At 46.9% G+C, this 25,496-nt stretch carries 20 protein-coding genes and 1 tRNA gene; 14 read left to right on the top strand and 7 right to left on the bottom strand.

Annotated elements, in window-relative coordinates; all coding sequences use genetic code 11:
* Positions 1-2,050: DUF3769 domain-containing protein (locus tag J0L70_RS26115; RefSeq protein WP_287456434.1), on the top strand; the 2,050-nt coding region annotated here is incomplete at its 5' end.
* On the opposite strand, the gene J0L70_RS26110 is transcribed toward J0L70_RS26115, so the two are convergent.
* Positions 2,031-5,600, bottom strand: a complete 3,570-nt coding sequence (locus J0L70_RS26110; RefSeq protein WP_287456433.1) for a WD40 domain-containing protein — start codon at positions 5,598-5,600, stop codon at positions 2,031-2,033. The two genes, J0L70_RS26115 and J0L70_RS26110, sit on opposite strands and share 20 nt — an antisense overlap.
* A 179-nt stretch (positions 5,601-5,779) precedes the next feature.
* Between J0L70_RS26110 and J0L70_RS26105 the strand changes: the two genes are divergently transcribed.
* The 4 genes from J0L70_RS26105 (at position 5,780) to J0L70_RS26090 (ending at position 10,745) form a co-directional block, all read left to right on the top strand.
* Positions 5,780-6,187: a hypothetical protein gene (locus J0L70_RS26105; RefSeq protein ID WP_268184675.1), complete on the top strand. Its 408-nt coding sequence runs from the start codon at positions 5,780-5,782 to the stop codon at positions 6,185-6,187.
* Positions 6,188-6,295: 108 nt separating this feature from the next.
* Positions 6,296-10,093: a coiled-coil domain-containing protein gene (locus J0L70_RS26100; RefSeq protein WP_287456432.1), complete on the top strand. Its 3,798-nt coding sequence runs from the start codon at positions 6,296-6,298 to the stop codon at positions 10,091-10,093.
* Positions 10,094-10,312: 219 nt separating this feature from the next.
* A complete protein-coding gene (locus J0L70_RS26095; protein WP_287456431.1) occupies positions 10,313-10,468 on the top strand; it encodes a hypothetical protein in 156 nt (51 codons plus the stop codon).
* A 19-nt stretch (positions 10,469-10,487) separates the two neighbouring features.
* On the top strand, positions 10,488-10,745 hold the full coding sequence (locus tag J0L70_RS26090) for a hypothetical protein (protein ID WP_287456430.1): 258 nt from the start codon (positions 10,488-10,490) through the stop codon (positions 10,743-10,745).
* Positions 10,746-10,876: 131 nt separating this feature from the next.
* Here J0L70_RS26090 and J0L70_RS26085 read toward each other — a convergent pair whose 3' ends face one another.
* The gene (locus J0L70_RS26085) at positions 10,877-11,698 is read right to left on the bottom strand and encodes a C39 family peptidase (RefSeq protein ID WP_017288257.1); all 822 of its coding nucleotides are present in this window, start codon (positions 11,696-11,698) and stop codon (positions 10,877-10,879) included.
* Positions 11,699-11,937: 239 nt separating this feature from the next.
* Between J0L70_RS26085 and J0L70_RS26080 the strand changes: the two genes are divergently transcribed.
* Both J0L70_RS26080 and J0L70_RS26075 read left to right on the top strand, forming a co-directional pair.
* Positions 11,938-12,567, top strand: coding sequence for a TetR/AcrR family transcriptional regulator (locus J0L70_RS26080; protein WP_017288259.1), 630 nt, complete (start codon positions 11,938-11,940; stop codon positions 12,565-12,567).
* Positions 12,551-13,798 (top strand): aminopeptidase P family protein, encoded by a 1,248-nt coding sequence (locus J0L70_RS26075; protein WP_287456429.1) that lies wholly within the window; start codon positions 12,551-12,553, stop codon positions 13,796-13,798. The genes J0L70_RS26080 and J0L70_RS26075 overlap by 17 nt, the downstream gene beginning before the upstream one ends.
* A gap of 58 nt (positions 13,799-13,856) precedes the next feature.
* On the opposite strand, the gene gifA is transcribed toward J0L70_RS26075, so the two are convergent.
* Positions 13,857-14,045 (bottom strand): glutamine synthetase inactivation factor IF7A, encoded by a 189-nt coding sequence (gifA, locus tag J0L70_RS26070; RefSeq protein ID WP_287456428.1) that lies wholly within the window; start codon positions 14,043-14,045, stop codon positions 13,857-13,859.
* A 158-nt stretch (positions 14,046-14,203) separates the two neighbouring features.
* Between gifA and J0L70_RS26065 the strand changes: the two genes are divergently transcribed.
* Complete coding sequence (locus J0L70_RS26065; RefSeq protein WP_287456427.1) at positions 14,204-15,037, top strand: alpha/beta fold hydrolase; 834 nt, start codon at positions 14,204-14,206, stop codon at positions 15,035-15,037.
* Between the two features lie 78 nt (positions 15,038-15,115).
* Positions 15,116-15,964: a LysM peptidoglycan-binding domain-containing M23 family metallopeptidase gene (locus J0L70_RS26060; protein ID WP_190652893.1), complete on the top strand. Its 849-nt coding sequence runs from the start codon at positions 15,116-15,118 to the stop codon at positions 15,962-15,964.
* 155 nt (positions 15,965-16,119) lie between these two features.
* On the opposite strand, the gene J0L70_RS26055 is transcribed toward J0L70_RS26060, so the two are convergent.
* A tRNA-Glu gene (locus tag J0L70_RS26055) sits at positions 16,120-16,192 on the bottom strand.
* A 277-nt stretch (positions 16,193-16,469) separates the two neighbouring features.
* Between J0L70_RS26055 and J0L70_RS26050 the strand changes: the two genes are divergently transcribed.
* Positions 16,470-17,297: a lysophospholipid acyltransferase family protein gene (locus J0L70_RS26050; protein ID WP_017288264.1), complete on the top strand. Its 828-nt coding sequence runs from the start codon at positions 16,470-16,472 to the stop codon at positions 17,295-17,297.
* A 47-nt stretch (positions 17,298-17,344) separates the two neighbouring features.
* Here J0L70_RS26050 and J0L70_RS26045 read toward each other — a convergent pair whose 3' ends face one another.
* The 3 genes from J0L70_RS26045 to lepA all read right to left on the bottom strand — a co-directional run bounded on the left by J0L70_RS26045 (position 17,345) and on the right by lepA (position 21,922).
* Complete coding sequence (locus tag J0L70_RS26045; RefSeq protein ID WP_190652460.1) at positions 17,345-18,760, bottom strand: UDP-glucose dehydrogenase family protein; 1,416 nt, start codon at positions 18,758-18,760, stop codon at positions 17,345-17,347.
* Between the two features lie 78 nt (positions 18,761-18,838).
* Positions 18,839-19,813, bottom strand: a complete 975-nt coding sequence (locus J0L70_RS26040) for a UDP-glucuronic acid decarboxylase family protein (RefSeq protein WP_017288266.1) — start codon at positions 19,811-19,813, stop codon at positions 18,839-18,841.
* Positions 19,814-20,104: 291 nt separating this feature from the next.
* Positions 20,105-21,922: a translation elongation factor 4 gene (gene lepA, locus J0L70_RS26035; protein ID WP_017288267.1), complete on the bottom strand. Its 1,818-nt coding sequence runs from the start codon at positions 21,920-21,922 to the stop codon at positions 20,105-20,107.
* A 303-nt stretch (positions 21,923-22,225) separates the two neighbouring features.
* Here lepA and J0L70_RS26030 point away from each other — a divergent pair, with 303 nt between their 5' ends.
* From J0L70_RS26030 to J0L70_RS26015, 4 genes are all read left to right on the top strand, one after another.
* On the top strand, positions 22,226-22,450 hold the full coding sequence (locus J0L70_RS26030) for a type II toxin-antitoxin system CcdA family antitoxin (RefSeq protein ID WP_017288268.1): 225 nt from the start codon (positions 22,226-22,228) through the stop codon (positions 22,448-22,450).
* Between the two features lie 94 nt (positions 22,451-22,544).
* Entirely contained in the window at positions 22,545-24,317 is a 1,773-nt protein-coding gene (locus J0L70_RS26025; RefSeq protein ID WP_287456426.1) for a sensor histidine kinase, read from the top strand.
* A 101-nt stretch (positions 24,318-24,418) separates the two neighbouring features.
* Positions 24,419-25,066, top strand: coding sequence for a DUF3386 domain-containing protein (locus J0L70_RS26020; protein WP_017288270.1), 648 nt, complete (start codon positions 24,419-24,421; stop codon positions 25,064-25,066).
* Between the two features lie 118 nt (positions 25,067-25,184).
* Positions 25,185-25,421 carry a NifU family protein gene (locus tag J0L70_RS26015; RefSeq protein WP_017288271.1) on the top strand — a complete coding sequence of 79 codons (237 nt, stop codon included), beginning with the start codon at positions 25,185-25,187 and terminating at the stop codon, positions 25,419-25,421.
* Positions 25,422-25,496: the final 75 nt, after the last annotated feature.

Raw genomic sequence — 25,496 nt, 5'->3', positions numbered from 1 at the left:
GCGTGCCGCAGACGCGCTGACGGCGGCGCGCCAGACGCGAGCCGGTTTCCTGGATCACGCGGCAGATCACTTCGGCGTCGGGATCGGGGCGCGCTTCGGTGGTGTTCTCGCCGCTTACGACCGAACCGTCCGGCTGCACGACAGCCGTGCCTTCTTGCACGGGAACCGGCGCTGCACCCGGCGCGGTTTGCGCGAACGCCTCACCAACCAAGGAATCCTCGAACTCAAAGCCGATCGCCAAGACTACGACACAAATCGCCAGATCTTCACCGCCGAAGGAAACGTCTCACTTCGATTTCGAGGCGCATTGCTGACGGGCGATCGCTTACAGGTAAATCTCGTGAATCGCCTCACAGTTGCAGAAGGCAACGTGACGCTGACTAGGGGCGATCAAGTCCTACGAGGGCAACGATTCCGCTATAACTTGATCCAAGAAGAAGGAACCGTTGAACAAGCCAGTGGAGAAATTTTTATTCCAACGGCTGGAACTGATCTCAATCCCAACTTACCCACTAACATTACAGCGGGAGTTGTCCCCGTGGGTTCAGTCGGCGATCGAGTGACTGCGGCGCAGAATAACATTTCTCTAGCAGGCAGTGCGCGGATTAATGTTGGCTCTGAGCAAAATTCGAGTGGATCAACGATTGTTCGACCTGCCGGGGGAACTGTTCGACGCTTACGATTTGAGGCGGCTCAAATTGAGTTTTATCCAGAAGGCTTTCAAGCTCGAAATATCCGAGTCACGAATGATCCATTCTCGCCGCCTGAACTGGAACTGCGCTCAGATCGGGCAGAACTCAGACGCATTTCACCGCTCAGAGATGAACTTCGCGTCAGCCGTAACCGATTGGTCTTTGATCAAGGGTTTACGCTGCCATTGCCGAGTCGAACGCTAGTCCTCGATCGCAATCAGCGATCGCCTGCTTTGTTCAACTTCGGATATGACGGTGAAGATCGAGGTGGACTGTTTATCGAACGCGATATTAATGTTTTCCCACAGTCGCCGATTCAATTCACACTCACTCCGCAGTTTTTCGTGCAAAGAGCGTTTCAAGATCGCAGTAATATTGCCAATCTCTTTGGTCTACGGGCGCGGCTTGCGGCTCCCTTGAGTCCTCGAACTGTGATTCGAGGCGAAGGTGTCTTAACTAGCTTAGACTTCAATCGGAGTGAAGAAGCATTACGAGGCAGCTTGCGAGCACAACAATTGATTGGTACACATACCTTAAGCTTAGAAGCAAGTTACCGCGATCGCTTATTCAATAATTCCCTCGGCTTCCAAGACGTTCAAAGTAGCATTGGGGCATTGTTCTTTTCACCGATTGTTCCAATCGGTAAAACTGGGATTAATCTCAGCTATCAAGTGGGATATCAATACGTCACAGCAGACACCGATCGCCTTGATTTACTAGAACCAATTCGATCGAACAATCGCATTAGTCTGGGACGATTCCAAGCAAGTGCTGCTTTGAGTCGAGGCTTTACACTATGGCAAGGAAATGCTTTACCTGCAACCCCGGATCAAGGCTTGAAGTACTCTCCGATTCCAATTCGTCCTTACATTGGTGTGGGTGTAGGAGTAACAGGTGTTGCGACTGCTTATAGTAACGGGGAAAGTCAAAACAGCATTAGTGGTGCTGTGAGTTTACAAGGACAATTTGGGAACTTCTCGCGCCCGTTTTTTGATTACACTGCGTTTAACGTCACTTACTCACAAGCCTTTCGCAATGGTTTGTCGCCGTTCTTATTCGATCGGATTGCAGACGATAAAATCCTCTATGCAGGGATCACGCAGCAGCTTTATGGACCAATTCGCATCGGGTTTCAAACGGCTTACAACATTCAAACAGGTCGAGAGATTAGTACGGATTACTTTTTAGAGTACAAGCGTCGGACTTATGGCATTACACTCCGCTATAATCCGGTTCAGCAGATTGGCTCTGTAGGTTTTGAAATTAGTGATTTCAACTGGAATCAGGGCAGTGGAGAGCCTTTCGCAGGCAGTGGTGTCATTCCGGTAGAAGGCGGAGTTATTCGATCGCCGCAGTAGAGCGATGCATCAAGTAAGAACTTCTGTCTGCTTCGATCGCGCCTAACGCTTTTAGATTTTCTTTTTGTGCCTCAGAAATTCCGGTGATGCCAGTAATATTCATTTTTTCATACGGGCGTTCAGTGCTTAGCGCCTTAACGGTTTCGCGACGATGCATATGCCAGATTTGAATCGGTTGCTCAAAGTAAGCGATCGCCAGAAACGGTTTTATCGGATTCCAAGCGACCGATGTTCCCCAATTGTTACCTTCGATCACCTGCTCACACTCACCCGTGCTCACGTCCCAAATTCTAATCGTTGAGTCAGTACAAGCACTCGCAATCTGAGTTCCATCCGCACTCCAAGTGACTGCATAAAGATGTCCAGGTGCATGTCCGTGCAAAGTTCTTAAACACTCTCCAGATTCCACATCCCAGAGCTTGATGGTACTTTCATAATCTCCACTCGCAAGCAATCGACCGTCTGGGCTAAACGCAATAGAATGAACAGAATGACCGACATGTAAAATTCGATCACAGACACCTTGATCTAGATTCCAGAACCGAATCGTTTGATCAAAACTGGCAGTCGCAACACGATTGCCAACTGGAAACCAAACCACAGAATTGACCTGGTGCTGATGGTCTATAAGCGTAAGTAAGCACTGTCCAGAATGAATATCCCAGAGCTTCACCGTTTGATCATTGCTACTACTAATCACACAATTTCCATCTAGACTCCAAGCAACCGATTTTACCCATCGCTGATGTCCAAGTAATACCTGAAGACATTTTCCTGCCTGCACATCCCAAATGCGAACTGTGTTATCTGTTCCACAACTCGCAATTAATTGTTCGTTTGGACTCCATGCTGCACATAAAACTTCTTTGCGATGCCCTTGAAAAACTCGAACACATTCACCCGTTTGGCTATTCCATAATTGCACGGTATGATTCGTGTTACTGCTGAGCAGATGAACTCCGTCCTTACTCCACTGCACGCACCAAGATGAGTTACTATGCCCCTGCAATGTTTTGACGCAGCATCTCGTTTGAGTATCCCAAAGCTTCATCACATGATCATGAGAGACCGTGGCAAGCGTCTTACTATCGCGGCTCCAAGCGACTGCCCAAACCCAGCTTTGGTGTCCTTGAAACACTTGCAGACAGCTTAGAGTACGATCCCAGAGCGTTACAGTATGATCATCGCTGCCCCCAGCTAGCTTTTGCCCATCAGGACTCCATTCCATCCGCCAGACCGAATCTCGAACTGCGATCGCTTGTAAACATTCCCCAGTTTGCCAGTCCCAAAGTTTAACAGTTCGATCCATACTGCTGCTCGCGAGCATTCTACCACTTGGATGTAGTGCCAGAGACAAAACCCAGTGCTCATGCGCTTGAATAACGCGGATACATTTGCTTGAAGCGATATCCCAGACTTTAATCGTGCAATCTGTGTAAGCTGCTGCTAGCATTGTCCCATGGTTCAGCCAGATCACCGACCAAATCCAACAGCGCGCGCGCTGCTGCTGCTTGCTTGTTGCTAACCGGGTCAGACAAGTTCCAGTCGTTCCGTCCCAAATTAGAATATCTGCTGCTTGCCCACCACAAGCGAGTCGTTGCCCATCGGGACTCCAAGCTAGCGTAAACACGCAATCTGTAAAGCCTTCAAAGTTTCGCAGCCAGCGACCAGTGCGAGTGTCCCAAAGGCGAACGATTGGACCTACTCCGCTCGCAAGTCTTGTACTATCAGGATGCCAAGCAGCTGCTAGAATCCAGCTTTGATGAGCTTGGATCGTGAGTAAGGGCTGCATGGTTTGAAATTGCCAAATGTGTAGTCCGCCTTTGGTATCTCCGATCGCAAAGTGTTGTCCATTGGGACTAAATCGCACCCAAACTCCTCCAGCAAAGGTCTGAGTAAAAGTTGATTGATCAAAATGCGCGAATTGAAAATTGATGTTTTGTAAGGTTGCGCCTTGAAGATCTGCATGACGAATCGGTAGATGGGAGAAATCATACCCTGCTAGATTAATTTTGAGATGCAAGCAAAGATTGAGGAAGTTACCTACTCCATACCCAAATCCTGTTTCAGGAGCCGTTCGCAATTTTGCAAGTATTAATTGTAAATGCTGTTCTAGCATGGCAGCTTTACCCTGAAATGAAGCATTTAACTGTTCAATCAGTGGCTGCAAGATCAATCGAATTTGGCTTTCTTGGATGTAGTCTAAAACTGTCGTTTTAATCAAAGCATAATGGCTCAGACATGATGTTTGAGTCGCTAATAACTCAGAAGTTAGCTGCTGAATGAAACGATTGATGACGTACTCCATGACTACAGGTTGCTGAGTATATTCACCAGAGCGCTTTTCAATTAGGTTCCGCCAAGTCAACGATTCTAGAGCTTCTAACAGGCTAGCACGCATGACCGTAGGTACAATGTCATTGTGCAATTGTGCGATCGCGATCCATTCCCGATTAATTGCTAACCAGTACATGACAGTTTGCTCTAGGGATGATAATCGTTCAAATTGCTGTTCGAGTAAGCGGCGAATGCCATGAAATTTTGGAGTTTCTGACTGTAAAAAAGCAGCAATTTCTCCATCAAACAAACTCTGAATCGAAGTTGCAACCATTTTGATCGCCAGTGGATTGCACCGATACAATTCGCAGAGTTGGCGTTTTTCGGTTGGAGTGCCCATTAGGCGCTTCGATTCTAGAAGTGCGAGAGATGCTTGCCAAGAGCCTCTCAGAGATAGAGAACGTACTACTCCATCCCAGTCTTCTAAAACTGCAATTTCCGCAGATTTCTCTCGACTCGTTAGAAGTACACAACTCTGATGATGCGATTCTCCAAGTAAGCGAAATAGGTCGCTATAAGCTTTGAAATTAGATTGATAGTATCCAGCACGATTGCCAGCTTCGAGAAGTGTCTCTTGATTGTCTAGAATCAAGAGACAGCGATGTGTTTGTAGCCAGTGAAGCAATCGCTCTGGCTTGGCGACGATATCTTGCTGCTTGGACAGAAATGGAACTAGCTCAGATAGAAGTGTTTCTAGCGACGGAGCATTGCGCAGCGATCGCCAAATGACGCACTCAAAATCTTCTTGAACTTGTTGGGCGACTTTAGCTGCTAAAGCACTTTTACCGATTCCACCCATGCCGACTACGCTGATCAAGTGACAGCGATCGCGAATGATCCATTGGCTCAATTGTTCGATTTCTTCGGCTCTACCCTGAAAGAACGATACATCGGTTGCTTCACCCCAGGAGGTATAAATGTCTGCCTTTGCAGATTGAGTAGACAGAACTGGAGCACTCAGATAGATTAAACGAGCACGTAATGTTGTTTTACTGACCTTACGGTCTAGTACTTTGCTCAAAAGTTTCCAGAATTTAGGTCCAGCGTCGCGTTGTAAGTAGTTGAGTGTATACCCTGATCGTTCAGCGATGCGATCGTAAGTCCAGTTGTTCCACGCTCCAGACAATAGAGCAACTTCGACCTCTGTCAAAGATCTGGATAACTTGCGATTGAATGCACCCGTGACGATCCCCAATGCCTGCTCGAATTCCATAAGATTTCACAGCTTTGGAGGAATAATCAGAATTAAATCATACTTTTCATACTCAACTCCATACTTTCCTGTAAAGACAGAGATATCGCATCATTGATAAATTTCAAGACATCTTCATAGTTTGATCAGTTTCAGCATTCTGTGTTTGAGAGATGTAGATTTTTATTAGGAGCATGGTTATGAGTGATGCGATTCCCGTAATTCATAAGGAGGATGTGCCGTTTTCCTGCTTTGGGATGATTAACGGCACAGTAGACGTGATTGTCTCTGATCCCCAGACAGGTTGTACTTTCCCTGTTTTACTGATTGCTCATACCAATCTAGGCTCAGGGTCAATTCCGATCGACATCAGCGGAAATGGCACAATTCACAAAAAAATCTTTGGCTTTGATGTTGATATTACTGTTTCAAATTGGCATTGCGATCAAAGTACAGTCAGTTGTCATGTGAAAGCTGTCGTAAAGGTAGTTCTCGCATCCTGTCAAGTGCTAGACAAAGACTTTACGATTCCGCGTCACAACAGTGAAACGCTAGCAGCCGCCATCGCTGATCTGCATACGAGACTCGAAGCCTCATCAGCGTCCTAATTAAATCTGGGACGATTTAGTTCTCGCGATCGTCCCTTGAAGTAGTAATAGCTGATACAGACAGATAGAACATTCTCCACACCTGACAGCAGGAGGTAGAGATCGCTTATGTCAAACGAAAGTCGAGTATTTGCATCTGTTCCACCAAAGACACTTCTTGAGGTTGTCAAGCAATCGGAAGCTCTCAATTCTCTGAGACAAAAGCCTGATCCCAGTTCGCGAGATTATATTCACATCTCAGAACATCCTAGTTCGGTCAAAGAGCAATTTAATACGATCGAGCAGGAAACGCGCCGAGTTGAGATTGTTGGGGTTCATCTGATCTGGAGCGAAACGGAGAACGATTATGGACTCATGACCTATCAGGGAGCATCGGTGCTGGATATCAAAGAGTTGACAATGTATGCGGACACAGTCACGATCGCTTCCCCTCTAAGATTTCCTGGAACTAAAGTGACAATTTATTCACGAGAACTCAAGTTTGAGCAGGAGGGCTGCATCGATACTAGTCCCTGTGAATGGTCAACTCCTGCCTACGAAGCGGAACGAAACGGCATTTATCCAAAAGATTATCAGTGCGCAAATGGGCAAAATGGTGAACATGCAGGCGACATCTGGCTTTATGTTAACAGTATAAATTTTCCCAATGACAATAAGATTCGCTTTCAAGGGAATGGAGCACCTGGACAGCAACCAGAAGCAGGCGGGCTAAAACCGTTTGTAGCAGGAGCAGATTCACCTTCTAAAAATTTAGATGCAGTGAAGCCCGAGGGCTTTGAGGGACATATTGCGAACTCTGGCTTTCCGCATGTCGGAAGTTGGCGTTGGCCCAAAGGTATAGAAAGTTTATCAGAGTCAGCCTTGACGCAGAAGAGTGATAGTGCGGGTGAAGTGAGCAACCCAAGCGATATTGTTCATGCTAATTATGCATTAAAAAATGGGCATATCGTTTACGCTACGCTCTTTGCCTATGATGACAATGTTGTTAGAAAGAACATATACCGATTTTACTTTCCTGGTGAAGCCTGTCTCTCTTATCACAGTATAGATTGGGTTTCAGATTCTGATTTGGCGTGGATTCTCCATCCCGATTTTTTTGATGATGATCCAAATCGAAAGAGACCCGGCAATGGTGAAGATGCCTATGCACCAGGCATACCTGGCAATGGAGGAAACGCTGGTAGTGTCTATGCTTTAGCGAATCTAGAGGGTCTGACGCAGTGCAGTTCTCTCAATCCTGGACAAAGGGGAGCCGATCCTCAAGGGGTGAAAAATGGTGTACAACCGGGGGGTGAACCTGGAAAACCTTATCCGGCATACTGGGCAACAATTGAGATTGTCAAAACGGATGTCATTGAGTCCTCGCGAAGTCCTTCGATCGTACTTCAAGATGTCAGTGCAAAAAAAGGAACGGATGCTCCGTTTGATTATAGCCAGTGTAAGCCAGGTGAGAATGGCTCAATTCAACCGATCCCGATAGCACCGACTAGCACTGCAATGTGGATTCATCCTGCTGCACTCAATGCAGTGATCACGTATGCATCCGATGCCTTTAGAAATGGTTGGCTAGATGATGCAAAGGCGATTTTAGCACCCTATTACAATGCACTTCAAGCAACGACTGACTCAGAATTGACTGCATTACAAATTGCGATCGGGACAATGCGATCGCATCTTGAGCAAAAAAGATTAGTAGATTATTTTGGGAATCCGATTGGTTGGGTTCCCAGGCTGAATGTAACGACTAATTTTGATATTTTTGACAAAGAGTATCAAAACTCAGCACCACTCCTTTACTTTACCCAACGCCTGTTGGACAAATGGGAGCAATTAAAAGACCAACAAGACTTTCAGAATGCTACTGCAAGATCACTACGAGATGAACTAGAGTCTGCTCGAAAAATGTTCCGAGACGAGGGCAATCGAGTCGGGCTAATCACACAGCTTGCAGATGCAAAAGACAAATTGCGGCAGGCAGCGGATCAATTAGCACAAGAGCAAGCAACATTTAATGACGTTAAAGATCAAGCCTTACGCGAAGCAAGGGCACAAGTAGAAGCAGAACAAGAAGCCCAAAATCTACTCAAGGGATTTTGCAAACTCATTGGGGGTCTTGCAAAAATTGTTCCGGTCGGACAGCCCTACTTAAGTTTGGCAGGTGATACAGTCGTCTCGATCTCTGATTTTGAATGGCAAGATGACCAAGGGAATTTTAGCTATGACAAAGTAAGTGAAAGCTTCTCAGGATTCGGAAGCACGCTCGAAAGTAACATTGATGCATTTCTTGGCGCACATACAGATACACTCGTTAAAGATACAACCAGTGGACTAACCCACTCAATTGAGGAACTCCAGAAGTCGATTGAAAGCACCAATACCCAATCGCCTTGGCATCAATTACGTCAAAATGAGATCGAGGCTCTGAAGAAGCAGATCCAAGACTTAGAGAAAATAAGTCCATCTAATGAGGCAGAGAAAGAAAAGCGGCAGAAAAAATTTGCAAGTCTGCAAGATGAATTAAGATTGGTTGCTCAAGACCGATTCGAGACAGCCAAAAAACGCTTACAGACTCAACTTGACACCGCAACATCAGAACTTGAAACTCACGAGAAAACCCGCAAGCAGATATTAGTCGATCAGTTAGAGAAGCTCGAAACGAATAAACAAACGCTAGAAGAGAAGACGAAAGAGACTTTAGGTAAACTTCAAGGCATTGGAAGTGGTGTTTCTAACATTGTTCAAGGCATTAGTGGACTTGTCTTTGCAAAAGTCACTGTAGAGGATGACAATCCACAGGTACAGAAACTCATGAGTACCTTGGATGATATCAATGCAAGCAGTATCTTTTCTGATGAACTCAAAAACAAGTTTAATGCACTCAAAAAGTCAGTAGAAGACTGTAATCAAACGAAGCTAGAAGCGATGAGAGATGTCATCAGCATTCAAAATCAAATCTCATACTACACCGCAGCAATCTCAAAAAACCTGATAGCATCAGTCGCACTCAGTCAGCAGCGACAGTTTCTCGATCAATCTTTATCTGTAGGTACGAAAAGTCATCTTAATGTGATGCAGCAACAGATTCGTGAACGTTTGCAGTCCGCTCTATACGATTTTGTCAAAGCCTATCAGTATGAGTACTTGGAAGATGTTGGAGATGATTTTTACAACTTTTTCGGGGCATATGTTGGAGAACTATGCAAACTAGACAACCTCGACACTGATGCTGCTCTTTCTTCATCCTCAAGAGTGCCAACTGAACAGCAGTTTCAAGAGACAGCTAATACTGTGTTGAAAGAGCATTATCTATCAACAGCAGCAAAAATTGTGACAGACAGGCAGCAATTTGCAACTAGTAACAATACGAATCAGGTAAATTGTACTTTGTCTCGCCAGCAATTAGATCAATTACTGAATACAGGTAGAGTACCGCTGAATCTTGTGCAAGACTTCCCGACTGCATTAAATTTTGAGTTAGCCAAAGCTCGAATTACAGATGTAGAAATGAATGAGTTTCAGATTGAAGCTCAAAGTAATTCTGATTTTAGCTTTGGAGTTCGGTTATATCACTCAGGAGTCTCGGTGATTAAATCACCGAAGTCAGGCAAGTATTACTTTTTTCAGCAAAATAAGGAAGACGATCCGATCGCTTGGGGATTTGTTTATCGACAGCATGATCAAACGATCGAGAAGGATCAGAAAGCTGATAGTTCTTCTCCTGATGAAGTACTTTATGCAAAACTTCAAAACAATCCAGGGATGATTCCGTTCAAAGAATACTTACCGTCTTGCTTTTCAAATCTCAAGTTGGTTCTGGAGAGCAACTATGATCTCAAACAGTATGTTAGAGCACTGACTCAAGTCGGATTCACAGTGAAGTATGCCTTCGGGCAGCCAAGGTTATAGTTTCTTGGCAAGATAACAGACAATAAATTTGAACGTGTGAGGTAGCTTTTGAAACGGGCGCGATCGCACATTGACAATATGGGATGCAGATCTAATGAGCAAAGCTATCAATCTTCAGATGAAGCTAGTTGTAGCTATTCTGGTTAGTAGTATTAGCTTGATTGCAGAGAGTAGGATATTTTAAGTCAAACGCAGAACACATCTGTCAAGTCAAATCCGTTGCCTTCAGAATACTGGGATGCAGTTGAAGATGCTCGAACTCCGGAATCCCAAGAAGTGTTTCGCAATCTCACAGCAATTACTCCCTACAACAAAGCGTTAATTTGGGATAATCGCGATCGCGTCTTAGTTGAACTTGGGCAACTATGCACCTAATCAAGGTAGATCGCTAATTTTGACTCAGGATCTATGGGTCACAGTCGTTCCCAATCTGAAAAACTTTTGCAGCAGCTATACTCCAACCTCGACGGTTCTTTTAGCAACTCGGCTCAATCAACTTCTCGGCTTACCTCCTGATGAGCGTGATCGTGCTGAAAATCGTCAAATTGTCGAGAGTTGGATCGATCCAACCCATCTATCCCTCTTCCACCCTCTCTGTGGATCACTTCAACGAAATCCTCGGTTTGTTCACCCTCAGAGTTCTTCAGCCTAGAGAATTTGTGCTTCGCTACTAGTTCACCGCAATAAATTTGATGGAAGAATAGGGAGCAACCTGAGTTAGGTTCTCCCCACTCCCCACTCCCTACTCCGCAACATTGCTGCGGTTGACGACGACTTCAATCGTTATAAAGCCTTGGCAATCCGATGCAACCAAATGAAATCCTCGCCTTCTGGAGAACACTTCGATTGAATTAGCTCATTCGAGTAATGCAGATTTTCCCCACTCAGATCAGTACGATACCCCCATTCTGTCCATTCTCCGTAAGGATCATTCACCCAAAATCCTGTTTCGTCATAGCCGCGAATCAGAATAATATGACCGAATCCTGTGAAATAGCCATGAACAATGCAAGGCTTTCCTTCTGCGATCGCTTTACGAATATCATATAAACTTCCACGATTGGTGTAGTCAACCTTTAAGCCGTAAGCCTCTCCGAGTTTGACTAAATCCGATGGCTCATGTCGTGAGAGTTGATGATCTTCCATATATTGGTAGAGTTCATCTTCAAGCTGGATAAAGCTATCACTCTGACCTTTACGCTGCCAGTACACCATTGCCATCGCATAGCAAGTTACATTGCAAGCACCCGTCGGGTTCAACTCATTGTCAAGCTGGCTCTTGTAGAGCACACCCAATTTCTTTTGAGCAGGTAGCGCTACTTTCTCTACCTGAGGTTTCGGACGCTCAACTTGAATCGGAACGATCGCACCTTGATTGTCGATCAGTTGAACATGTTCTACAAACACATACCACTCAGTTTTTGTAGGATTGCCAAGCGATTGCCCTAACATCGCAACTTTGAGATGCTTGGGATCAACTGCTTTCCAAGAATGCAGTTCAAACGTTTGCCCCCCTGCAACTGAGACTTTATCCGCATCCGCTAACTCTCCAGAACTTGCCGTCGATTGCTTAAAAATAGTATTTTGCAGAACACTAAGTTTCATCGTCTATCCTCGAATATTCATACTAAGGATAGATTTCCCCCTGAGAAACAGATTTTGATGTTCTCAGTGCGATCTCGGTAAATTTGCGAAACGTTGCGAAAATTGACGATCGGTTGAGTAACGGCAATTTATTTCGTTGAAATCTGTAAACTCTATAACACTTAAGCAAGAGATTTGAGATCGCTTGCACAATTGAAATAACAGGCGACACTTGTGATCCCGCCCTGTTCCTTGAAGCGATGGCAATAACCAACCGACTGCCCCAACAAGCTGAAGCTGAAACGCGCACTCGTATTCTCAAAGCAGCGCTGAAGCTGTTTGCGAAGCAAGGATATGATGGGACGACTACACGGGATTTGGCAGAAAAAGCTGGAGTCGCAGAAGGAACGTTATTTCGCCATTTCACGAATAAAAAGGCCATCCTAATTGAAGTTGCGACCCAAGGCTGGATCGAGATTTTGACCGATTTGCTCACCGAGTTAAGCGAAATGGGTAGCTATAAAGCGATCGCTCAAGTGATGCGAAAAAGGATGTTGAACATGCATCAGAACGCAGACTTATTCAAGGTCTGTTTTATGGAAGCGCAGTTTCACCCCGATTTGCGCGATCGCATTCAAATCGAAGTCGTCGAAAAAATGACCGACGTAGCAGAGGCATTCTTTCAAACCGCGATGGATCAAGGCATTTATCGGCAGATGAGTCCAAGATTGGTAGCGCGGGTATTTTTAGGAATGTTTACGATCGCGGGATTCAGTCAAGATACAATCATGTCCCCTGGAAGTTCTCCGCATGAAATGAAGGAGATGGCAGAAGGGATTGCAGATATCTTTCTGAATGGAGTTCTGGCACAACATGAATCAGTTGGCTGATACGCTCAAAGCTCGACGACAAAAGCTTTCTAAGTTGGTGGATTTTCCGGTGATTTTACGATCGGGAAGTCGGAAATCTCGGAATTTTCCAGCAAATACTTATCCATTTCGCGCGAGTAGTCATTTTCTCTACTTTGCAGGATTGTCTTTAGAAGATGCGATCGTGAAAATTGAGGGTGAGCGATTAACACTGTTTCTCGATGATCCGAAACCCGCCAGTGCGCTTTGGCATGGAGAATCGCCGACGCGCGATCAGATTGCAGAAGCGATCGGAGCGGATGCGGCTTACCCACTTTCAGAGATCACTTCAGGCATTGAGATTGACAATTTAGAATTGCAGAAAGCCATCATTGAATTGCGGCTCATTCACGATGAAAGTGCGATCGCCGAAATTCGCAAAGCGATCGCAGTTACCGTTGAAGCTCATCAAGCCGGAATCCAAGCCACCTTAAGCGCAAAAACTGAAGCTCAGATTCGAGCAGCCATGGAAAGTGTGATTCTTTCGCACAATATGACCTGTGCTTATAACAGTATTGTGACCGTACACGGTGAGGTGTTGCACAATGAACAGTATCATCATCCTGTACAGACTGGGGATTTAGTGCTCGCAGATGTAGGCGCAGAAACTCAAAGCGGTTGGGCTTCAGATATTACGCGAACCTGGTCAGCTAGTGGAACGTTTTCGCCGACTCAAAAAGCGATTTATGATGTGGTACTAGAAGCGCATGATCGAGCGATCGCAAAGATTTGTCCTGGGATTGAATATCGCGATATTCATTTGCTCGCTTGTGAAGTGCTCGCAGAAGGTTTAGTCGATTTAGGAATTTTGCGGGGCCAACCTGCAGATTTAGTGGATCAAGATGCTCATGCGTTGTTCTTTCCACATGGGATCGGGCATTTGCTAGGTTTAGATGTCCATGATATGGAAGACTTGGGCGATCTAGCAGGATATGCAGCCGGGCGATCGCGCAGTGCTCGATTTGGATTGGGATATTTACGACTCGATCGACCGTTAAAGGCTGGAATGATCGTGACGATCGAACCTGGATTTTACCAAGTCCCAGCGATTTTAAATGATCCAGAGCGCAGAGAAAAATATCGCGATGTAGTGAATTGGCAGCGACTCGCAGAATTTTCAGATGTGCGGGGAATTCGGATCGAAGATGATGTCCTAGTGACGACAGAAGGTTCAGAAGTTTTGAGTGCTGCGCTTCCCACTGCTTCAAATTAACCAATTAAAAAGCGCTCTTCTTCTGAAAAGCGCTTAACGAGAAACAATCATTTAGCAACTAGCTCAAACCAACATTGCTACGATCGTAGTTTTCAATATTTCCATGATGATTGCTTTGCATCACCTGGGCAGATTCCGAAGGCATTCCAACTTCGCTTGCTTGACGAGTCAACATGGATTGCTCACGGTTGCGAATCATTTGGCGGTGACGAACCATTAATGCGCGAGCTTGATCTTGAATGGACATACTCATTTCTCCTGGTCATTTCTTGTCTATGAGACTAATATACCAGATAATTTCTGTATCAACAACTACCGTTTCTTAAACTTGTCATAGATTTGTGACAATAGATTGTTGATCCCGAAACACGGTAAGCTCACAAAAAAGTTGTGGAGAGCGGGATTATGCCTGAAACGGGGAAGCGAATTGAAGTTGGAGCGCTAAATTGGTTTTACCGAGATGCCGAACCGACGAGTTCTTCTGATCGCACTCCGGTCATTTTGCTCCACGGTTTAGTCTCTCAGGGCTACAGTTGGCGCAATGTCTTGCCTGCGTTGGGTGCAGAAGGATTTAGAGCGATCGCGCCAGATTGGATCGGCTGTGGATATTCGAGTATGCCGGATCGCCGAGATTTCGCTTATCAACCCGAGACGTATCTCTCTGTCCTCGAAGATTTGATTGCAGCATTTGAATTTGAGCAAGTCTCGATCGTCGCTCAAGGCTTTCTCGGCTCAGTGGGAATCCAATACGCGCTCAGACATCCCGACCAAGTAGAACGACTGGCAATTTTTAACTGCCCAATTTTCCAAACCGCGAAATTGCCCTGGAAACTAAAACAGATGAGCATTCCTCTCGTCGGAGACATGATGACGCAAGACCCGCTGCTCGTCGATCGCACCCTGGAAGGGGGAGGCGGTTATCGGATTGAAGATGCTGACCTTGATGTCTATCGTCGTCCGTGGTTAAAAACTTCAGATGTGGGGCGGGCATTATTCGCAATTCTGCAAAATCTCCAACTCAAGCAAGTTACGGCTGAGATCGAAACCGGATTAAAAGACTGGAAAAAGCCATTATTAATCGGTTGGGGAGCGCGTGATCCTTGGCTCGCGATCGAGACTGCAAAATCCTTGTATCCAACCTTGGTTGAACTCGATGAAGTCGGACATTATCCTCAAGAAGACTGGCACGAAAAGGTGAATGAAATTCTCGTGCCATTTTTAAGACAGAAAGTGGTTTAGAAAATCCCGAAACAGAAATCCTGAAACAACGGGATGATAAACTCGTCCGAACAAATAGCGGCATCATTGAATCAAGCTATGTATTATCGTGGGTTGTTCCTAGCTGGAGTTTTAGGGTTTGGCATCATGCCCCCCCTGCAAGCACAAGAATCGGCTTGCCCTGCTCCAGCCTTGTCTCGGTTATCTCGTCACACAGTTGCAGCAGGCGAAACACTCGACTCGATCGCAACAAAATACAATCTCATTTCCACAACGATCATGGGCTTAAATCCCGAGACGCGATCGGGAAAAGTTTCGCCTGGACAAACGCTCCTAATTCCGCCCTTTAACGGCATTCGGGTGGAAGTTCCGGCGGGAACGAGTTTTAAGGATTTAGCAGCACGTTATCGAGTCCGGGCAGATGTCCTATACGAAGTGAATGGCTGTCAGCGATCGCCCAAAGTTGTCTTTGTCCCAGGTGTAAACTGGTCACCGAATAGCGGTACTCAACCTGCAGCAGTTGGCAAAACTCCGGTTTTATCTGGTTCACCTTTAACGGGAGAAACCGCTTCAATTGCGCTAGGTTTTGGATGGTACTTGCCAGCAGGACGTGAAAAGCCAGTCTTTCATAGTGGAACGGATCTGCTGGCAAATGTGGGCACACCTGTGAAAGCGATCGGGGATGGAACCGTCGCATTTGCAAGCAATCAGGGAAACTATGGAAATCTCGTTGTGATTAATCATCAACAGGGCTATCAAACCCGGTACGCTCAGTTGGCAACCATCAATGTCAAAGTCGGACAAGTAATCAAACGAGGGACAGTCGTTGGAAAGGTTGGACAAACCGGATCACCGAGTACAGTACAACCACATTTGCATTTTGAAGTGCGAACGAATTCCAAATTAGGCTGGGTCGCAGAAGATCCGATCGCGTTTATTCGTCGGTAAAGGATTTCTCTTTCCTGCGATCGGATCGTTATTTGAACCCGAAGATCGGAAAGTGTGAATTGTTTACGATCGCAGTCTGCAAAACTCCCATCTGCTGCCGACTGCAGAAAACTAAAAAGCGAGGTAAGAGTGCTACTCTTACCTCGCTTTTCTAATACCCCCAAGGGAATTCGAATCCCTGTCGCCTCCGTGAAAGGGAGGTGTCCTAGGCCTCTAGACGATGGGGGCACACCTCGCAGCGCGTTGTTCAGCGCGTTTGACATTTACTAATATAAGCGACAAAACTGTAACTGTCAACACCTAAGTTATTCGATTTTAGAACTTAGGGTTTGAAGCTGCGAGGAAGGGAGCCTTGCAAAAAGAGTCAGTGATTCGTTCTAAATTCGTCAATCAGCCACCCCTAGAACTGTCCTCTGATAGAGCCGCACGATCGAGAAAACCCACTACCGTAAATGGAATATAAGGATCATCTACCGACCCTAGAAGGTACGAGTTTTATTCTGCTATGCTTCTGATTGACTTCATGCGCTCGCCAAAATCCCCCAAATCTCATGGCGTATTGACTCGCCCCGGTCTTTCCATGCCTCTGTCTCAATCTTCCGCTACTGCAAAGGAGCGACTTTGTTCTGCCGAATCCGAGTCAACCGCTCGTCCGCCCGTGGAAATCCCAAATTCTATTGTTCAATCTACCCGCTCGCGCTGTCTTCCGTGGCTGGCTTCTATTGCTTACCCGCTGGCGCGATATCTTGTGCTTCCGTTCTACTTTCGTCGGATTGAAGTCACGGGTCGAGAGCATTTTCCAACGACAGGTCCAGTGATCATTGCCTCAACGCATCGATCGCGCTGGGATGCATTCATGGTTCCTTATGCGGTTGGGCAAGATGTCACTGGACGCGTGTTGCGATTTATGGTGACTGCCGATGAGATTAAAGGGCTGCAAGGTTGGTTTATCCGACGTTTGGGTGGCTTCCCCATCAACACACGTCACCCTGGAATCTCCGCTTTGCGTCACAGCGTTTGTCTCCTTCAGCACGGCGAAGTCTTAGTCATCTTTCCGGAAGGCAATATCTATCGTCAGCCCGCACCGCTTAAACCGGGACTTGCTCGACTTGCACTTCAAGCGGAAGCGAGCCAGCCAGAACTAGATGTTCGGATCGTGCCGATCTCGATCCAATACAGCAAGCCGCTTGTCCCCTGGCGCACCGCCGTCAAAATTCATGTCGAAAAGCCCTTGAGTGCGATCGTCTATGCCTCTGACCATCCCAAACAAGGTGCAAAACGATTAACTGAAGATTTAGAAATCATTTTGCGATCGCTCTCGAACTGCCCATAAAAAAAGAGACGCATCGCTGCGCCTCTTTCGAGTTGAGAAGATGAAACTTAGCGACCGATACCGATATAACGGAAGCCTGCTTCCTCCATCACAGGTTGGTTGAGGAAGTTCCGACCATCGATCAAAATTGGGGTGTTCATCAGTTTTGCCATCTTGATGTAGTCGAGACTGAGGAACTGTTCCCACTCGGTAATCAGAGCGAGTGCATCACAGCCATCGGCTAAGCGCTCTGCATCGGTTTCGACGATCACATCCGAAAGACCATGACGCATTCCGGTCTGAGAAATAATCGGATCGTATGCCTTCACTTTTGCACCGAGCCGAGCCAAGTTCTCAATCACATTCAATGCAGGAGCATCACGCAAATCATCGGTGTCCGGTTTGAAGGTCAAGCCCAGTAAGCCGATCGTTTTTCCTTTCAAGATTTTCAACGCTTGCTGCAGCTTCTCAACCACGATCAACCGTTGACGCTCGTTGACACTCACTGCAGCCTTGAGCAGTTGAGTTTCGTAACCATAATCATCAGCGGTGTGAATCAATGCCGAGACATCTTTCGGGAAGCAAGATCCACCCCAACCGAGACCTGCTTGAAGGAATTTGCTGCCGATCCGAGAATCTAAACCGATGCCTTTCGCAACCTGGCTCACATCTGCCCCAACGCGATCGCAGATATTCGCCACTTCGTTGATAAAGCTGATTTTGGTTGCCAAAAATGCATTCGCTGCATATTTGATCATTTCAGCTGAACTGAGATCCGTCACAACCACGGGAACTGGAGGCGCAGATTTAACTTCTGCAAATTGACGCTCTACGATCGGAGCATAGAGTTCTTTCATCAATTTGATTGGACGATCGTTGTTATTGCTGCCTAAGACAATACGATCGGGATTGAACGTGTCAAATACAGCCGAACCTTCGCGTAAGAATTCAGGATTACTGACGACATCGAAATCATAGTCGCCTGTTACTGCACTGGGCATGACTTCATCCACTCCGCCGCCCGCTGTCGCGAGGACAGGCTGTGCTTCAGCCTTTTGACGCTCCGCGATGCCATCAAGCACGATCATTCTCACCCAGTCACCCGATCCAATCGGAACCGTAGACTTATTCACAATCACCTTATAGCCGCCTTTGAGGTTTGAGCCGATGCCCCGGGCTACTGCTTCAACATAGCGGGTATCACTTTCCCCGTTTGGTAATGCAGGCGTGCCAACCGCAATAAATAAAATTTCGCCATGTTCAACACCCGCTGCGATATCAGTGGTAAATTCCAAGCGTCCAGACTGAATGGACGACTGCATGATTTCAGACAATCCGGGTTCAAAAATTGGGGACTGTCCCGCCTGCATCAACTTGACTTTTGCTTCGTTGTTGTCTACGCAAATGACATGATGACCAATATGCGAAAGGCAAGCACCTGTTACCAAACCTACGTAGCCTGTTCCAATAACGCAAACGCGCATAACTCTAGACTCCTCAAAACAAAGGTCAGTTTATTTCTCGCTAGCATTCCCGAATTTCAGAAATTCGGGAATGTTTGATTAATGCGTGGTGATGCTAGCCGCATCCAATTGAGATTGTGCTTCGGAAGCTTCAATACGGCTGCGAAAATCTGCGATCGTGCGCTCTAATCCGTCTCTCAGCGAGATTGTCGGTTGCCAACCTAGGTGCGTTTGAGCACGAGTGATGTCCGGCTTGCGACGACGCGGATCATCTTGCGGCAGTGGCTCAAATTTCAACGCAGCTTCAGGATTGACCATATCCTGAACCGTTTGCGCGAGCTGTAAAATTGTATACTCGCCTGGGTTACCCAGGTTCACAGGCCCAATAAAGTCACCATTCATCAAGCGGTACAGTCCGTCTACGAGGTCGGAGACATAGCAGAAGCTGCGAGTCTGAGATCCATCTCCGTAAACTGTTAAGGGAATCCCACGCAGTGCTTGAACGACCAGATTGCTGACAACGCGACCGTCGTTTTCGAGCATTCGAGGCCCATAGGTATTGAAAATTCTGGCAACACGGATATCAACATCGTTTTGGCGATGATAATCAAAGGCAAGGGTTTCCGCGACTCGTTTCCCTTCGTCGTAGCAGCTGCGAATCCCGATCGGGTTGACGTTACCCCGATATTCTTCCGTTTGAGGATGCACTTCTGGGTCGCCGTAGACTTCTGAAGTGGATGCCAGCAGAAATCTTGCCTTGACACGCTTCGCCAATCCCAGCATGTTGAGCGTGCCCATCACGTTGATTTTGACAGTTTTGACTGGATTGTACTGGTAATGAACGGGTGAGGCAGGACATGCCAAGTGATAGATCTGATCAACTTCGAGCCGAATCGGTTCTGTAATATCGTGACGGATCAATTCAAAATTGGGATTTCCTAGCCAATGTTGAATATTGCGTTTATGTCCGGTATAAAAGTTATCCAAGCAAAGCACTTCATGACCTGTGTTCATGAGGCGATCGATTAAGTGAGAGCCAATAAAACCCGCACCACCAGTGACAAGAATTCGCATAAGTCCAGAATCTGTTGAAGTTGCAAACGAACGAGGGTCGGAGTTGCAAGGTGCTCAATCTTACGATTGAGTCAACTCTTGCTTGCCAAGATTGTACCCATTAAATTAACGAGCATCGCGGAGTGCATCCGGATGGAGCAAGCGGAAAGAGCTGATGTGAAACGAGCTTTTGCAGTTAGCACCATAGCAGAAGCCTTTGAAATGGGGGGTTCGTGTCGATCGAGTTCACCGAATCTTCAATCCCCAAATGAAAATCGCTCCAACTTTTTGGGTAGGAGCGATTCGAGCGTGTTAACTTTGTTCGTTTGAGAGTCGAAGCACTGCCATAAAAGCTTCTTGGGGCACATCGACCGTCCCGATCGCTTTCATGCGCTTCTTGCCTTTCGCTTGTTTTTGCAGCAATTTCTTCTTCCGTGAGATGTCACCGCCGTAGCATTTGGCTAGGACATCTTTACGCAGCGCCGGGATATGTTCACTGGCGATAACTTTGCTGCCGATGGCGGCTTGAATCGGGATTTTAAATTGATGGCGTGGGATCAGTTCGCGAAGTTTCTCTGTAAGCGCACGACCGACTCCATAGGCTTTGTCGCGGTGAACAATCGTTGCCAGCGAATCGACCGGATCACCGTTGATCATGATATCCAACTTCACCAACGCGTTTTCTCGGTAGCCGATCAGTTGATATTCCATGCTGGCGTACCCGCGCGATCGTGACTTCATCTGATCAAAGAAGTCTGTGACGACTTCTGCGAGCGGCAATTCATAAATCAGCGTGGTGCGTCCGGGGGTGAGATACTTCATATCTTTGAAGACCCCACGCCGATTTTGGCAGAGTTCCATCAACGTCCCCACATACGTTTCAGGCGTGATGATATCGACTTGAACATAAGGTTCTTCGATCTTTTCGCGCTCGGTAGGTGAGGGAAGTTTACCTGGATTATCGATCAAGACAACTTCGCCTTTGATCGTAGTGACTCGATAAACCACCGAAGGCGCAGTGATAATTAGATCCAGGTTATATTCGCGTTCTAGCCGTTCTTGGACAATTTCCATGTGCAGCAAGCCGAGGAAGCCACACCGGAAGCCAAAGCCCATCGCACTGGAAGTTTCTGGCTCAAAATTCAATGCAGCATCGTTGAGCTTTAATTTGTCGAGTGCTTCTCGCAATTCTGGGAACTGGTCGGCATCGGTCGGGAACATGCCGCAAAACACCATCGGTTTTGCTTCGATGTACCCAGGTAGAGGTTCAGAAGCTTTCTTCGCCGAGAGGGTAATTGTGTCGCCGACTCGTGCATCTTCTACTGCTTTAATCGAAGCCGCAAAATAGCCCACTTCACCTGCATGAAGTGAATCAACCTGGACTTGAGTGGGAGAGAGAACGCCCAGTTCATCGATCTGATATTCCTTACCCGATGCCATCAGGTAGACTTTATCGCCTTTTTTCACCTGGCCATCGACGACCCGGAAATAGACAATGACACCGCGATAAGCATCGTAATAACTATCGAAAATCAGAGCGCGGAAGGGATCGTTGGTTGTGTCTGCAGGGGGCGGAACTTTTTGCACGATCGCTTCTAAAATATCAGGCACACCAATGCCTTCTTTTGCCGATGCCATGATCGCTTCCGAGCAATCTAACCCGACGACATCTTCGATTTCTTGGCGCACGCGATCGGGTTCTGCGCCGGGCAAATCAATCTTGTTCAGAACCGGAATGATTTCCAAATCGTGTTCCAGTGCCAGATAGACGTTTGCCAGCGTTTGAGCTTCCACACCTTGAGAGGCATCGACGACGAGGAGCGCACCTTCGCACGCTGCGAGCGATCGCGAAACTTCGTAAGAGAAATCGACGTGTCCAGGCGTGTCGATCAAGTTCAACACATACTGCTGTCCATCTTTTGCGGTGTAATTCATTCGGGCAGCTTGCAGTTTGATCGTGATCCCGCGCTCCCGCTCCAGATCCATACTATCGAGGAACTGTTCTTTCATTTCCCGTGCGGTCACGGTTCCCGTTTCTTGGAGCAAACGGTCAGCCAGCGTAGACTTGCCGTGGTCGATATGAGCAATGATCGAAAAATTGCGAATGCGGTTGACGGGTACGTCAGTCATAAACTTCAGAAGGTGCAGGAGCAAAGGACAGGCACTCTCAGACAAAAGAGATGCTTAAGATATTTTAATGCTTTCTTCACTGAGTTCGAGAATTTGAGAGGCTATTAATAAAGAAACATCAGTTACGATAATTTCTCCTGGTGTCAAATTTGCCTCGAAGCCATCAATGAAAAAATGTTAAAACTTTGATGAATCTAGGTAAAAAACGGTACATCCATTTTATGGGGAAAGATCGCAACTGGGTGATTTTTACTGAATTGCCCCGACTCTTCAACCAACCTTCTCAGAGAAGGTGATTGCCTTATGAATGATAAAGTTCAAATTCCCGATCGACACAAAACCGAATTAGCCATTCAGATTGATTCTGATCTGTTGGATCAAGTCCGTCATTTGACGAACGATCCAAGCAAAGTGGTGGAAGTGGCGTTGCGGCAGTGGTTGAGAAGCGAAATGTACCGGGACGAAGATAATGCGCGGACGCTGCCAAGAAATCCACCTTTGCCTCCCCGAGGGGAATGGAACGATTAGGATAAGAAGTGAGCGATCGGGCATTGTGATCGGGCTATCTAGGTTAGGGTCGCGTTTGTGATGCCAGGTGTTGTTGCTTCGAGATTCAGGTCAAATGGTCACTTCTGTGGATCTTTCTACTTCTCTGTCTGATTCTTCTTACTCGATTGACTCGTCCGCTTCTGATTCTGCTGCACCCAGGGTTGCAGAGTTGATGATGATCCAAGATGCGGCGGGAATTTTGATTGCGTTCGACTGGCAGAGAGCAGCAGATTTTCAGATTCAACCTGAGCATTTGTTGGGCAGATCGATTCAAGCCGCATTTGCACCCGTCTCTCGTTCAACCTATCTCGATCGTCTGAAACGAGTGCTTGCCTCTCAAACGCCTGAACAGTTTCGATGTCTGTTTGAGTGCGGCGATCGCACCGTTCTCTTCGACTTGGTGATGAGTCCGGTAATTTTGCCCAATGGAACAGCGGCACTCGTTGCTGTGACTGGCGAACAGGCGAATGAGCTAGATGAGATGCGATCTCCCTTGCAAGCAGTTGAATTGTCGCGTGGCAATTCGCTCGATCGCTATCAGCAGCTTTTGACCCAAATTGTCTGGAATGCGCGCCAGAATTTAGATCTCTCGACGATTTGGCAGGTCACCGTAGACGGATTGGGCATGGCACTCGATGTCAGTCGGTGTGTGATTTGTCCCTATGATTCCAAGCGATCGAGCATTAAGTCGGTGGCAGAATTTCGTCAAGATTGCATGACTTCATTGAAAGGGGCAACGTTTGACATTCAGAGCGATCCTTTACTCCAGAAAGCTTTGACAACACTGAACCCGATTCGGGCAGTGCGCCAAGCTCCCGAAGAGATTGAATTAAATTCGAGTCTGGATGTTCCTCAAACGCGCTTGCTGGTCGCTACCCATTATCAGGATCAGCCGAATGGGGTGATTATTCTCGATCAGTGCGATCGCGATCGCGTTTGGACACAAGCAGAATTAGATTTTGTGCAAGAGTTAGCCGATCAGGTGGGAACCTCGATCGCTCATGCGGCATTGTTGATTGAACTGCAACGTGCGAATGATAATTTGATGCTGAAGCACCGCGAACTCGATGAAGCACGCCATCAAGCCGAGGAAGCGTCCAGACTCAAGAGTGAATTTTTAGCCAATACCTCGCATGAGTTGAGAACGCCGCTGAATGGAATGATTGGCTTTTTGAAGCTGGTTCTAGATGGGATGGCAGAAGATCCCCAGGAACAGCGAGAATTTATCGAAGAAGCTCATCGATCGGCAATGCACTTGCTGGACATCATTAACGATGTCTTGGATATCGCCAAGATTGAAGCTGGAAAGATGCAGATCGAATGCAGTCCAGTGAGCTTGCAAGAATTACTCGATCAAGTAGAAACGATGACTCGAACTCAGATTCGCCAGAAGAATTTGAGTTTTGAGGTGCAAATGCCTCAGACGCACGATGAAATTGTTGTGTATGGCAATTATCAGCGTTTGCTTCAGGTGTTGCTGAATTTGATGGGAAATGCGATCAAGTTCACCAATGAAGGCGGTGTGACGGTGAGCGCTGAGGTGATTAAAAAGCGAATTGTCGTGCAGGATGAGGAATTGCCCGGACTGGTGAAGATTCGGGTCGCAGATACCGGAATTGGGGTTTCATTAGACAAACAAGACAAACTGTTCCAATCGTTTAGTCAAGTCGATGGATCGCTGACGCGGCAGTATGGCGGAACAGGTTTAGGGTTGGCAATTTCTCAGAAATTGGTAGAAGCCATGGGCGGAGTTGTCAACTTCTATAGTATGGGTGAAGGCTTGGGATCGACTGTGACGTTTACAGTGCCGTTGTATCAAGAGCCTGTAATGATTGCAGCAGATTAAATCGAGCCTGCTGGCAGCACCGACTCGATGAAGTTCAATCCTACAAGCGAGTTTGTGCCAAATTCTCTAAACTAGAACAAGAGAAGTAACGGAGATCTAGGATGACGACTGTGCAAACCGATGCTCGTGCTTTGTTTCGGGCTGCTTACGAAAATCGGTACACCTGGGATGAGAATTTTCCGGGCTATACCGCAGATGTAACCTACCGCGAAGGCGACAAGACTTACAACGCAAAGTGCCGCATCAATCCTGATTTCACCTTTGATGTATTTGACATTGAAGACGGAGAAGGCAAGAAAGCGATTCACGGGCAAGTTTGGGAAATTGCAGTGCATCGGGTTCGTCGGGCTTTTGAAGCGACGCATGGCGAGAATACATTTACGCTCGGCGCAACTGATCCAGATGGGAGCGTTGAGCTTTTAGTCGGCGGGAAGGGAGAAGGCGATCGCTATAAAATTCGCAATAACGAAGTCAGCCTCGTGCATCGTCACATTCATGGTGTCGTCGTGACGATTAATACCTTCAGCAGTCACGATACGGGCAGTGGCTATCTCTCGCATCGCTACGATTCGATCTACAGCGATCCGAAGACTGGCGCAGTCAAAGGCGCAAGAAGCGAATTTGAAGACCTGTACGAAGAAATCGGTGGGTATTACATTCTGACCAGCCGGACGATCAAAACTGAACAGCATACGAGCGAATTTTCGTTTGCGAATGTGAGATTGTTGGAACCTGCGAGCGTGGCTTAGTAGAGGGTGGGGAGTGGGGAGTAGGGGATAGGGAGTAGAACTTTCTCCCCACTCCCCACTCCCCACAGTCCGCCAATCAAAGCTACGATGAGATCAACAAGTTGTTAGTAGGTGAACTATGTCTTTGACACTTACGCCCGAAAATGTCGAAACCGTTTTGGACGAAATGCGTCCCTATCTGATGTCAGATGGTGGCAACGTGGAACTGGTGGAATTAGATGGGCCGATCGTGAAACTGCGTCTTCAAGGTGCTTGCGGCAGTTGCCCAAGCTCAGCGATGACTTTGAGAATGGGAATTGAACGACGTTTGCGCGAAATGATTCCAGAAATCGCGGAAGTTGAACAGGTTTTGTAAGGAAATCCTGAAAATGAAATGGGGGGCAAGCGGTAGACTATTAAACTGAACAGGTCTATCCCAAGCCTCCATTTT

The sequence above is a fragment of the Leptolyngbya sp. UWPOB_LEPTO1 genome, from assembly GCF_017302695.1.
GTDB classification, from domain to species: domain Bacteria; phylum Cyanobacteriota; class Cyanobacteriia; order Leptolyngbyales; family Leptolyngbyaceae; genus Leptolyngbya; species Leptolyngbya boryana.
This window is presented reverse-complemented; position numbering and strand designations above follow the sequence as displayed.

Excerpts from the sequence above, each read along its gene's own strand:
- J0L70_RS26020 (WP_017288270.1), top strand. The coding sequence starts at position 24,419 with ATGACGACTGTGCAAACCGATGCTCGTGCTTTGTTTCGGGCTGCTTAC.
- gifA (WP_287456428.1), bottom strand. The coding sequence starts at position 14,045 with ATGTCCATTCAAGATCAAGCTCGCGCATTAATGGTTCGTCACCGCCAA.
- J0L70_RS26085 (WP_017288257.1), bottom strand. The coding sequence starts at position 11,698 with ATGAAACTTAGTGTTCTGCAAAATACTATTTTTAAGCAATCGACGGCA.
- J0L70_RS26065 (WP_287456427.1), top strand. The coding sequence starts at position 14,204 with ATGCCTGAAACGGGGAAGCGAATTGAAGTTGGAGCGCTAAATTGGTTT.
- J0L70_RS26045 (WP_190652460.1), bottom strand. The coding sequence starts at position 18,760 with ATGCGCGTTTGCGTTATTGGAACAGGCTACGTAGGTTTGGTAACAGGT.
- J0L70_RS26015 (WP_017288271.1), top strand. The coding sequence starts at position 25,185 with ATGTCTTTGACACTTACGCCCGAAAATGTCGAAACCGTTTTGGACGAA.
- J0L70_RS26050 (WP_017288264.1), top strand. The coding sequence starts at position 16,470 with ATGCTTCTGATTGACTTCATGCGCTCGCCAAAATCCCCCAAATCTCAT.
- J0L70_RS26105 (WP_268184675.1), top strand. The coding sequence starts at position 5,780 with ATGAGTGATGCGATTCCCGTAATTCATAAGGAGGATGTGCCGTTTTCC.
- J0L70_RS26100 (WP_287456432.1), top strand. The coding sequence starts at position 6,296 with ATGTCAAACGAAAGTCGAGTATTTGCATCTGTTCCACCAAAGACACTT.
- J0L70_RS26030 (WP_017288268.1), top strand. The coding sequence starts at position 22,226 with ATGAATGATAAAGTTCAAATTCCCGATCGACACAAAACCGAATTAGCC.
- J0L70_RS26040 (WP_017288266.1), bottom strand. The coding sequence starts at position 19,813 with ATGCGAATTCTTGTCACTGGTGGTGCGGGTTTTATTGGCTCTCACTTA.
- J0L70_RS26060 (WP_190652893.1), top strand. The coding sequence starts at position 15,116 with ATGTATTATCGTGGGTTGTTCCTAGCTGGAGTTTTAGGGTTTGGCATC.
- J0L70_RS26080 (WP_017288259.1), top strand. The coding sequence starts at position 11,938 with ATGGCAATAACCAACCGACTGCCCCAACAAGCTGAAGCTGAAACGCGC.
- lepA (WP_017288267.1), bottom strand. The coding sequence starts at position 21,922 with ATGACTGACGTACCCGTCAACCGCATTCGCAATTTTTCGATCATTGCT.
- J0L70_RS26025 (WP_287456426.1), top strand. The coding sequence starts at position 22,545 with ATGGTCACTTCTGTGGATCTTTCTACTTCTCTGTCTGATTCTTCTTAC.
- J0L70_RS26110 (WP_287456433.1), bottom strand. The coding sequence starts at position 5,600 with ATGGAATTCGAGCAGGCATTGGGGATCGTCACGGGTGCATTCAATCGC.
- J0L70_RS26075 (WP_287456429.1), top strand. The coding sequence starts at position 12,551 with ATGAATCAGTTGGCTGATACGCTCAAAGCTCGACGACAAAAGCTTTCT.